Origin of the sequence: Liquorilactobacillus sucicola DSM 21376 = JCM 15457 (assembly GCF_000612445.1) — a bacterium.
GTDB classification, from domain to species: Bacteria; Bacillota; Bacilli; order Lactobacillales; family Lactobacillaceae; genus Liquorilactobacillus; species Liquorilactobacillus sucicola.
In genome coordinates this window covers 418092-429614 of the sequence record NZ_BALC01000002.1, presented here as the reverse complement: position 1 = coordinate 429614, position 11523 = coordinate 418092, and the positions used below count along the sequence as shown (strand labels likewise).

Genomic DNA, 11523 nt, shown 5'->3' with positions numbered 1-11523 from the left:
TTTTTACATATATACAACGAAACATTTCTTCAATAGCCTGATAAGAAAAAACAAATCTTTGAATGTATTAAATCCCATTACAAAACACCAAAAAAGGAGCCCAATTAATAATCAGACTCCTCATTGATTAGAGAATCAGTATATCTTCCCTCTTAGTCCAGGACATTCTTAACCGTAACTAATGCTGCTCCAATAACTTGATCCATATTGTAATAGCGGTATTGACCTAAACGACCACCGAAGATCACGTTGCTAGCATCAGCATCAGCAAGCTTTTTATATTTCTTGTACAACGCATTGTTTTCAGAATTATTAACTGGGTAGTAAGGCTCATCACCACGATGCCATGTTTTAGGATATTCACGTGTAATAATGGTCTTGTTCTTGTCACCCTTACCAAACTCAAAGTGCTTGTGTTCAATAATTCTTGTAAACTTAGTTTGCGCATCAGTATAATTGACAACCGCGTTGCCTTGATAATTATCTTGTTGCAGCTCCTCAGTTTCAAAACTCAAACTGCGATACTCCAACTCTCCATAACGGTAGTCAAAGTATTGATCAATCATACCAGTAAATACTACTTCGTCATAATTCTTCAAATACTCAGCCTGATGTTCAAAAAAGTCTGTATTAGTTTCAACTGTGATCAAGTCACTAGCGAGCATTTTCTCAACGATTTGCGTGTATCCACCAATAGGTATCCCTTGATAAGGATCATTGAAGTAGTTATTGTCATACGTTAAACGCACTGGTAAACGTCGAATAATGAAAGAAGGTAAATCTTTAGCTGATCGTCCCCATTGTTTTTCAGTGTAGTCCTTGATCAACTTCTGATAGATATCAGTTCCAACTAGAGAAATAGCCTGCTCTTCTAAGTTTTCTGGTTTCTTTCCTTTTAGCACTGCTCGCTGTTCATCAATCTTCGCTAGCGCTTCTTGCGGTGTCACCACGCCCCATAACTTATTAAAGGTATTCATATTGAATGGTAAGTTGTAGATTTCACCATGATAATTAGCAACTGGCGTATTGGTATAACGGTTGAATTCCGCAAACTGATGAACATAGTCCCAGATTTCCTTTTTATTAGTATGAAAAATATGTGCGCCGTATTGGTGAACCTGAATACCAGAAACTTCCTTAGTATAGATATTACCAGCAATATGATCCCTTTTCTCAATTACTTTAACTTGATGTCCGCGTTTAGCCGCTTCATAAGCAAATGTTGCTCCGAATAAACCCGCACCTACTACTAAATAATTTTTCATTTCTTCACCCCATATTTTTAATAACAACAACTTACCTTGTCGCCAAAAATTCTTTTGCCAGTTTGACTACTGGCGTTCTCAAAATAAAATTAACTAAACAATAAACAACAGCCCCTATTAGAATCTCAAGCGCCATATGCGGATAACTTGGAACTAAATAATTGTCCAAATAGAAAACTATTGCGAACATGCAAACACCCGCTATTACATATTTATAAAAGCCATCAAACAAACGTATGACATCTATGTCATTGCGGATAACCCACAACTGATAACCTGTGACAACAGCCTCGGAGACAACCGTAGATATCATTGAGCCTTTAACGCCTAACAATAATATCAACGGTATATTCAACACAATATTCGTAACAGCTCCTAAAGTAACCGATTTGGTATACTGCTTAGTTCTTCTTAATGGAAGTAGATACTGCTGCCCAACCAAATTGCTAAGAGCTATCAATATCAAGACAGGTGCTTCTATCATGAGCAGTGTTCCCACCGGTTGGTATTTGACCGTCAAGAATTTATGTACAATACTATTTGAAATTGCACTAATACCAAATGCTAACGCAGTCCCCATAAACAACATTGCACTTGAAGAATTAATTAAGTAAGATTTGATCTTATCAAACTGTTTCTTCCCATATAGATGCGACATACGAGGTAATAAAACGGTTCCTAAAGAAGTAACAACTGAAAGAGCTATCTTAGTGATCTTATCAGTATAGTCATAGAAACCTGACGCAGTGACAGAATCAAGCTTCCAAAGCATCGTTTTATTCAAAGAAACATAAATCAAAATAGCAACTTGTGGGATAAATAATGTCAAAGTCGGACGCAAATGCCGTAAAGGATGCAATTTGCTAAAAATCGGTTTCCTTATGAACTTAGGTAAATACGGCCAGAGTGTTATATTTCCAATCAATTGAGAAAGAGAAAGAATCAGTATATAAATCCCTAAATCATCTGGTGATTTCACACAGGTAAAAATCAAACAAGCTGATATTACTTTAACCAACATATTTCTGACCACTGTCTTTTTAAAGTTTTCCATTCCCATAAAAAACCAGGAAATATCAAAAGCTCCCGCGATAATCCAAAAAGACTGATAAAAGAAATAGATGCGAAACTCATGCTGGAGCGATAAATATAGCAAGAAAGCTATATAAGAGACGGCAATAGTAGTAATTTGCAAAAATTCTATTTCCCAAAAAGTCTGTGATCTTGCTGTGTGATCATCTCTTTTAGTAGCTATTTCCCGATTACCATAAATAGTAATTCCTAAAGTTCCTGCCAACAAAAAATATGTAATGACAGAATTAGTAGCCGAATTTATCCCAACCTCTCGTGGATTCAATACTCTAGTAATATACGGTATCGTAAAAATCGGTAAAATTATTGCTAATAAATTGTAACTGACATTGTAAAGATAGTTTTTAACAATTTGCATAAAAGCTCCTCGCCCTAGTATCCCAACGAAATTAAATATAAATTTTCCACAAATTAATTATCAACTGAAGTGTTATTAATTACTCAGTGAGAGATATTTTCTTACAAGCTTTATAGATTGCTATACCCTTTAATGTATATTGATTTAAAAAAACACATTTAATCTTTTTTTATACCAAAGAGAGCATGTGAAGCAGCTAAGAAAGTAAGAATCAAAAAAGTCCGTGAAAAAATGCAAACAACAAATATAAACGTTAATCCCACCAAAAAGCAAATAACTTCATAGTTATGCTTCTTTAGCCCATATCTTAAACAAAAAACAAACGACATAAAAAATGGTAGAAATAAGTATATTCCCCCCTCATCTAAAACCTCAAAGGGAGAATTGGTAAAACCAGTCTCAGCTCTTGCCAATCTGAATGAACTTACATATTTAAGTCTGGATGTTATGTCACCATAGCCTGCTCCAAAAATGGGATGATCTTTCCATGCCATGAATCCCGAATAAAAATCATTTAACCGACTAAATCCAGAATTAGTCGCCAGCTTGTTCGAAACTAATTCTTTGACAATAAAAATAAGAATCGCTAGCATTAGTGGCATCGAAAAAATCAAGATTTTTCCCTTCTTGTCCACAAAAAATTTTTTATAGACTTTTTTGCTCTTTTTAAAATTATCATAAGCAAAATTATTATTATCCCTGCAGTAGAAAAGGTAGTAATCATAGTTATGAATAATACACACAACTTGAATGTGTTTCTTTCTTTACTGAAAAGACTACTCATAAACGCAATAGAAAGGTGAATTACATACATAGGTGCTTCTGAGAAAATTCCAATATTTCTATAAAAAGTTTTGCCAAAAAGCACCGCATCATTTTGCCATTGAAAGTATACGTAGTGATAATTCGATACTACAATATCTTTCCCCCAATATATATTGACAATGCCACTTGGCTCTAAATAGTTAAGTAACGAACCAAAAAACCAAAACACTAAAGAAATAATTGCGATGATAGTAACTATATTCGAGTATCTTTTTAAAAAATCCTTTGAGTGCTCAATTTTCCAATAATAAAAATAAACATACATTAAAGAGAAAAACAAGCAGTATCTTAAAATCACTTGTTTAATCTCTCCGCCAGAAACAACAATATAAACAAACATATATAAATTCCAAAAAGACAGAAAGATTGTTTCTTTTAAATCAACATGAAAGTCCGGCCTAAGCACTGTAAAAAAGCATAATATAGATACAGAAACTAATAGCATAACGATGATAATCTTTTTTGAATTACCTATTGATAGGTAATATACTGAGCGACATTCCAAAATTATAAAAAAAGATACTAAGTATTCCAGAGTAGAAAAAAGATTTAACTTCAGCTTTACCATTTTTTTCCCTTTCTAATAATTCATTTTGCTTTCCCCAAAAACTCAATCTTAGGGTTAAAATTCATTCCTTTAGTAATTCCTTTTAGAATTATCAATTGCTTATTTACTCGATGACTTTTAGCTAAAAATGGTACTAACATTAACATAGTCAATGTTTTGCACAATGTTATACAAACTTCCTTTCCACCCTTTTGCCGAGCTATAAAGAACCTATTTCTAACTGAAAAGAAGAATCTTTTTTCTCTTTCTCCTTCTTCTCCCAAAAATGCTTTAAAGTCACCCTGTTTATTGCTTTTCATTTTATGGGTAACCAAACTGTTTAAAACCATATAGCACTTATCAGTTTTTCTTGATATTCTTTGAGTGTATTCAGAATCATCACCCCATATAAAAAAGTCTTTGATTGGTAATCCAACTTTTTCAACGATTTCTTTTTTTAAGAAGAACGATACAAATGTAGCCTTTTTAACTTTTATCAATGAATTATGTATATTATTTCCATTGTACCAATCATCCGAAATCAGTGGAACATTCATTAAACATGCGTTTCCATCCGTAAATTTAGCATAACTGCATAGAAATCCAAAATCATTTTTTAAGTCATTTGCTGCATTTATTAAATTTGATAAACAATCTTTAGGTGGCATGGTATCATCATCCATAATCCAAAAGTATTCATAATTCAAATCAGAAGCATACTTTAAAGCAAAATTGAATCCACCTGCCCCTCCTAAATTTGCTCCCGTATTAACATACGTTAACTTTTTATTTTCTAAAAAATCTCTGATATACTGTTTTGTTCCGTCAGTACTACAATTATCCACTACCAATACATCACAATCATATTTTTGAGAAAACAAGTTGGTAAGGCACTCCTTAAGCAACTTTTTTCTATTATACGTTACAACAATTGCTAGAACATTTTTTTCTAAATTCAATCAGATTCTCCTCCAAATAAGACTTTTGTACATTGTTCAGTAGCATTTCCTTTGGTAAATTCCATAAATTTATCTCTTACATAATTTGCACTTTCACTTTTGGTTTCATAGTTAATTTTCCCTACTTCGCTCAAAACTTCTTCTTCACTTTCCATTACGCCATCTGGATATACTGCTTTAGGATCAAAATAAAAGCCTCTTTTTTTCGAATATTCTTCATAGTCGTAACAGTAGCATATAAACGGTTTTAAAAGAATAGAATAATCAAAAAGTATGGATGAATAATCTGTAATTAATAAATCCGCAACTATCAATAAATCATTTAAATCTTCATACTCAGAAAAATCTCTCACAAAGTTATTAAACTTAACATTTAATAACTTACTAGTTCTATCATGAGCTCTCATAAAGACAACAAAATCTTCGCCTAATAACTTTTGCCATTTTTCAAAATTAATTGGTACTTCAAAATCATAATCTTTTCCACTATCTCTGCTGTCTCGCCAAGTTGGAGCATATAAAATAATCTTTTTATTAGAATCTATTTTGAATTTTCTTTTCAATGCATCTTTTTCTTCTTTTGTCGCATGATAAATTCTATCATTTCTTGGCATTCCTACCTCAAGAAAAGATCTTGAGCTAGCATTCAAAGCGGACGTGTATACTTTTTCATCATGTCTCCCAGAAACACACAAATAGTTTATGCCCGAATAATCATATCTCCCTGAATTTTTGTCATCATTACCTATCTTCTTTAAAGCCACACCATGCCACGTATTCAAATAAATCGTAGCTTTCTTTTTATAATTTAGACTTCTCTCTATGTTAACATCTGTTATCCAATATTTTGCTTTTAAACTAGTTAAAAAATATTTGATTGAATCTATCCTTACAGATTTAATTTCAGGATTTTTTTCTATTTGTTTACTATCAAAAGCCCACACAAAATTCAAATGTTGTAAATTAGAATTCTCTTTTGTATGTTTGTAAATTTCATAAGGACTATTTCCTTTGAAATTTTTCCCTAAATTTGAAACGATTAAAACTAAATTTTTATCTGTGCTGACAAAAATGCCTAATAACCTCAAAAGCAAACTTCCAACAAAAATATACATTTTTTTTAAAAGGCTATTGTGTTTTATGAAATATTCAATTCTTTTTTTTTGCATTAAATCAAATTCCTCTGTTTCAAATCCTTTTTTATTTGAGTTGTACTGATTTCTGGTGTTCTTGGTAGATAGGTAACTTCAACGCCCTCTTCTTTTAGAAAATCAAACTTTCCTTTCCAATCATCTCCCATAACAAATGTATCGATATTGTATTTATGAACATCTTCCCTCTTTTGATCCCAACTTATTTCAGGTATAACAATATCAACATACCTTATCGACTCAAGTAATAATTTTCTTTGATCATATGAAAAATAACACTTCTTTTGTTTCTTTTCCCAATTAAATTCATCAGAGGAGAGTACGACTACCAAATAGTCCCCTAAGCTTTTTGCTCTTTTGAGCAAATTTATATGACCATAATGTAATAAATCAAACGTTCCATAAGTAATAACTCTCTTCATTTTAATTTTCCTTTCCAAAGTAATACTCTAAAAAACATATTTATGATTTTTTTTCATTTTTTCCATAATACCCGTAACCATAATACCCGTAATAACCGTTTCCTCCTGAAATTTCGGTATCATTCAAAAGTACACCTACGATATTGGCTTTGACATGTCTCAATAGTTCTACAGTCCTTCGAACTGCTTCCTTCTCAGCAACATTTTGACGAACTACTAAAATCGTTCCATCCACTTTGGTGGAGAGAACCTGAGCATCTGTTACAGAAAGAACTGGCGGAGCATCATAAATTACAAGGTCTAACTGTTTTTCTAAAGAATCAATTAAAACATCCATCCTTTTTGAATTGAGTAATTCCGCAGGATTGGGAGGAACAGGACCACTTGGCATAACATATAAATTATCGGTCGATGTCTCATATATCGCTTCATTAATATCAAAATCACGATCGGTCAAATAATTCGTCAGGCCCTTAGGATTTGCAATACTAAATGTTGCATTAATTGTCGGTCGTCGCATATCTGCATCAACCAAAAGTGTCTTTAATCCTTGATTTGCAAATGTAACAGCCAAATTTGCTGCAACTGTCGATTTACCTTCAGAAGCAAAACTAGATGTCATCATTAAAGACTTATAAGTCTTATCTGCATTAGAAAATTGAATATTGGTACGAATCGTCTTAAACTGTTCTGATATGACTGAGCTAGGATCTGCTGCTGCAATCATATGAACTCCATTTTCCATGGAATCATTTGATAATTTCTTTTTCTTCTTAGTAAAAAATCTCATCCGTTTTCTCCTTTAAACGCGTCTACGAGGTGCAACTTTACTACCACTAGACAAAACACTAACAGCGTGTCTGTTTGTTTTTTTACTCATATGGCTAATCGTTCCCAAACTAACTAACCCAATCTCATCAGTTAAGTATTTTTCATCTTTCACTGTTGTATCAAGTAAACTGCGAACGACAATAATAGCTACACCTATAATTAGACCTAAAAGCAATCCAACTAATGTATTAATTTTTTTATTAGGAGAAACAGGTTCAGTATCAACAGTAGCCTTAGTAACAACTGCTACATTATCAACTTTCATCATTTTTTTTATTTTTTTGCTAAAAACATCTCCCACTGTGTTAGCAATATCTGCAGCAGTATAAGCATTTTTGTCAGTAACACTTATGCTTATAACCTGAGAATTAGTTTGATTTTCAATTGAAATAGCTTTGGCTAAGTCTTCTAAATCTCCACTATAATTATTATTACGCCGAATTTCTCTTAAAACCGGTGACAATATTACATCTTTTTTTAGCACATCTTTATACGTATTAATTGCCTGCAAATCAGCCTGTTGTATATTAAACTGAATTTGCTCATTATTGACTTTTTGACTAACTAAAAGATCAGTTGTGGCGCTATATTTGGGTGACATAAACACAAACGAAACTATAAGCGACACCAGCACCCCAGCCACCATCCACATAATTAGGCTAATAATATTTTTGCGTAACAGCCTCCCTAACTGTCGAATATCAATCAGTGTTTCATTATTATTTTGCTCAATCATTAATTTACCCCTTCAACTAAAATATTAAAACTCATATCTTCAATACTAGACCTATTCACATCCTTTTTTATTAGCCTTTATTTTTAAAACTGCAATTTTAAATTTGGTCGTACCTATATCTGTTTTAATATGCTCCATTAGGTACAATCATAATTTTAATGGTTTTTAAAATAATTGCAAAATCATATAATAAGTTACTTTTTTGAATATACTTGAGATCCAGTGTTACCATCTCATTAAAGCCTACTTCATTACGCCCACTTACTTGCCACAAGCCCGTGCAGCCTGGAGTAACATAAAGACGCTGCTTATCATAATCACTGTACTGAGCAACTTCATTGGGTAGAGGCGGGCGCGGTCCCACCAAACTCATGTGACCCATTAAAACGTTACACAACTGTGGCAGCTCATCTATACTAGTTTTTCTGATAAAACGGCCAATTCTTGTAACACGAGGATCATGCTTCATCTTAAACATGGCGCCTTCTACTTCGTTATATTTTTTTAATTCCGCAAGTTTTTCTTCAGCATCCATACACATTGAGCGGAATTTATACATATAAAAGACTTTACCACCACGACCCAGCCTCTTCTGCTTATAAAAAATAGCCCCATGATCTTCTAACTTGATCAACAATGCTACTATCAAGAACAAAGGCAAAAGAAGTATCAAACCACCGAGGCTGAAAAAAAAATCCACGATACGTTTTAGCGACCGATAAATATACCTGTGATCAATTCGGTCACGGTCTAAATGAATGGTCTGGTATTCATCAAGTTGACCTCTCTGCATAAGCACTGCTCCCCCAAAGATTAATTTTTATACATTAAACAACAATACAGTTCTGATTATACACGTTCAATCTTTTTATTTAAATACCCTTTTTAACAAAAAATTATACAATTATCATTAAAAAAATCAACCTTGGACTCTTTAACCCTGTTTTAAGTGCAAAAAAAACACTATACCACAATATAATATGTATCGAAAACTGTAAACTTACACAGTTCAGTAATATTAAATTTTATTCACAAAAACATTTCTGCCGTGTAAATACCTTCTAAAATAAGCCTATAATTAATTGGATAAAATTAAAAAAGAGTGCCACCATCAAGTAGCACTCCATCGACTAACATTTATGCTATTGTGTAAACTCTAATTCTTCAACTCCAATGCTGCACGCAGTTGTGCCGAAACCTTGTTAAGATTAGCCTGGGGAACAACTTCGTAAGAAACACCATCAATCATCTGGCTGTCCCCCTGTAACTGAAGCTGTTTAACATTATCTGCTTGGCGATACTTACTTGCGATCGTCTTCATCTGGTCAAAGGTAATATCTGTCTTCATGTTGCTTGAAAGTGCGGACAATATGTCTTGGTACTTCATTACACCATTCACAGTTGTGATCTTCTTAACCAATCCAGCTAGGACCTCACGTTGGCGTTTTTGGCGTCCATAATCGCCTCGTGGATCTTCATGTCGCATCCGTGTAAAGGCTAGAATGTTATCCTTATCGATTGTAATTTCTCCCTTAGGGAAATGCACACCCAAGTTAGTGAAGTCTAAGTCATTATTGACCTTAATTTTCCCCAATGCTGATGAGAGCTGTACTAGGCCACCCATATTCATCTCAATATAGTGGTCGATTGGCACATTCAAGTAACTTTGAATAATGCTCATAGCTCCACTAACCCCATCGTAGGCATAGGCAGCGTTGAGCTTATTATTGAAGCCATGCCCCGGAATTGCAACTTTAGTATCTCGTGGAATACTTGCTAAGGTTGTTGTCTCGGTCTTGGGGTTAACAATCGCCACCATGATACTATCTGACCGTCCCCTATATGTACGACCGTATTCTCCAGTATCGGTTCCTAAAAGTAAAATCGAAAACGGCTTGCCTTCTTTAATGTTTTTTGCATTATCACGTCCGCTATCGTGTTTTACCTTCTTATAGGTTGTATCAACTGCTTGTTTTGCATCACTGTACATCTTGAATATAATCACCGCATCAACCGCAAAAAAGATAAGCAGAAAGGCTATGATATACTTCCATACCTTGCGCTTTCCTTTTTTATGATGATGGTGATGTCTTCTAATTTCATCTTTTGCCAAGAAAAACTCACTCCAAACTAAAATTAATCATCAATTATTTCAAACACACAGGTTGATTCTACCACTTTTTTAAATAAAAGAAAATTTAATTTAAATCATTCTAAAATACCATCATCAGAGCTTAACAGTAAAGCGGCAAAATTTATCAGGAAACATAGTTTAATATTATCCCCTCTTGCTCAAATATCCTCTATTTAGGGACTGATTTATGGAACACGTTTATACGGAGTAAAAGAGGGAAGCTGACCAAAATTTACCTTTTGGTCAGCTCCCTTTTCCTTACTATAGTTATTATTTTACTTTTTACGTTAACCTGCCGAATTTTCTTATTACATCATTATAGACCTCATCAACCAGATCGTCTGACGGATCAGCGTACTCTTGCGTCTGTAGCATGCACCTAACAAACTGCTTATGGTAGATCTCTCTGAGCTTGAGCATTTTAGCGACGATTGCGTGATTTACATCCATGGTATAGTGAGCCGCTGCTTGTGGGGAATCAGAACAGTGGTCAACAATAAGTTGCAGGGACACCTCGTGTTCAAGGTCATGCAAGGTCTGCGCAGCCGTGATCACACGCTTGCAAAAAGATGGTTTGGTTTTAACAGCAATCTTATACGGCTCATTGAAGACCTTCTCGCAGTTAAGGATGATCTTGCCGGCAATGCTATCGAAAGTATAGCTTGAAACATTGTTCACAAAAAACCAGTTAGTAGAACGCTGTGTTACTCCTGTCAGCGGTATCAGCATAACCCTACCATACACATATGGCATCACACCCTTGTTTCCCACAAACTGCATTAATGCCCGGTTAAACGCGAAGGTTACCGGATTCTTCTCGACAAACCGGTTAACCAGCTTCTTTGTCTCATATTTAGACAAGCAAATTCCCTTATTAATGTCAAAAATAATTGATTTGACATTCTTTATTTTAGACTGCTGGCAATCCAGAATAAGCAGTGTACTATCTGCCCTCATCTCGATGTCCTCGTCGAATTGTCCTAGCGCAATAACATCTTCGATCTTACTTGCATCTAACCATTTAACTTCTTGCCCCATTCTGATGTCACTTCCTTCAATTTTTTGAGTGCGCTTACATTATACAATAAATATAAATTATTAGCTAATAATATTTTTTGTATTTACACTTTTTTTCTAACAATTCAATCGCTTTCTCTACGTGTTTTATCCTGTTGCTCATTATTATACCCTGAAAATGATTCA

12 protein-coding genes are annotated in these 11523 nt (G+C 33.9%); all 12 read right to left on the bottom strand.

Annotation, left to right across the window (positions count from 1 at the left end; translation table 11 throughout):
• Window positions 1–152: 152 nt before the first annotated feature.
• On the bottom strand, window positions 153–1265 hold the full coding sequence (gene glf / locus JCM15457_RS05300; protein ID WP_034988289.1) for a UDP-galactopyranose mutase: 1113 nt from the start codon (window positions 1263–1265) through the stop codon (window positions 153–155).
• Window positions 1266–1296: 31 nt separating this feature from the next.
• The gene (locus tag JCM15457_RS05295; RefSeq protein WP_034988288.1) at window positions 1297–2715 is read right to left on the bottom strand and encodes an oligosaccharide flippase family protein; all 1419 of its coding nucleotides are present in this window, start codon (window positions 2713–2715) and stop codon (window positions 1297–1299) included.
• A gap of 158 nt (window positions 2716–2873) precedes the next feature.
• Window positions 2874–3329 (bottom strand): O-antigen ligase family protein, encoded by a 456-nt coding sequence (locus JCM15457_RS05290; protein ID WP_034988287.1) that lies wholly within the window; start codon window positions 3327–3329, stop codon window positions 2874–2876.
• Window positions 3326–4108 carry a hypothetical protein gene (locus JCM15457_RS05285; protein ID WP_034988286.1) on the bottom strand — a complete coding sequence of 261 codons (783 nt, stop codon included), beginning with the start codon at window positions 4106–4108 and terminating at the stop codon, window positions 3326–3328. Before JCM15457_RS05285 ends, JCM15457_RS05290 begins: the two co-directional genes overlap by 4 nt.
• Before the next feature lie 20 nt (window positions 4109–4128).
• Window positions 4129–5046 (bottom strand): glycosyltransferase family 2 protein, encoded by a 918-nt coding sequence (locus JCM15457_RS05280; RefSeq protein ID WP_034988284.1) that lies wholly within the window; start codon window positions 5044–5046, stop codon window positions 4129–4131.
• Complete coding sequence (locus JCM15457_RS05275; protein WP_034988282.1) at window positions 5043–6215, bottom strand: CDP-glycerol--glycerophosphate glycerophosphotransferase; 1173 nt, start codon at window positions 6213–6215, stop codon at window positions 5043–5045. Before JCM15457_RS05275 ends, JCM15457_RS05280 begins: the two co-directional genes overlap by 4 nt.
• Window positions 6215–6619, bottom strand: coding sequence for a glycerol-3-phosphate cytidylyltransferase (gene tagD / locus JCM15457_RS05270; protein WP_034988280.1), 405 nt, complete (start codon window positions 6617–6619; stop codon window positions 6215–6217). Before tagD ends, JCM15457_RS05275 begins: the two co-directional genes overlap by 1 nt.
• Window positions 6620–6659: 40 nt before the next feature.
• Window positions 6660–7409: a CpsD/CapB family tyrosine-protein kinase gene (locus JCM15457_RS05265; protein WP_034988279.1), complete on the bottom strand. Its 750-nt coding sequence runs from the start codon at window positions 7407–7409 to the stop codon at window positions 6660–6662.
• Between the two features lie 12 nt (window positions 7410–7421).
• Complete coding sequence (locus tag JCM15457_RS05260; protein WP_034988278.1) at window positions 7422–8186, bottom strand: YveK family protein; 765 nt, start codon at window positions 8184–8186, stop codon at window positions 7422–7424.
• Between the two features lie 124 nt (window positions 8187–8310).
• Entirely contained in the window at window positions 8311–8979 is a 669-nt protein-coding gene (locus JCM15457_RS05255; protein ID WP_051993300.1) for a sugar transferase, read from the bottom strand.
• A gap of 363 nt (window positions 8980–9342) precedes the next feature.
• Complete coding sequence (locus JCM15457_RS05250) at window positions 9343–10299, bottom strand: LCP family glycopolymer transferase (protein ID WP_034988276.1); 957 nt, start codon at window positions 10297–10299, stop codon at window positions 9343–9345.
• Between the two features lie 303 nt (window positions 10300–10602).
• Window positions 10603–11358: a hypothetical protein gene (locus JCM15457_RS05245; protein WP_034988275.1), complete on the bottom strand. Its 756-nt coding sequence runs from the start codon at window positions 11356–11358 to the stop codon at window positions 10603–10605.
• Window positions 11359–11523: the final 165 nt, after the last annotated feature.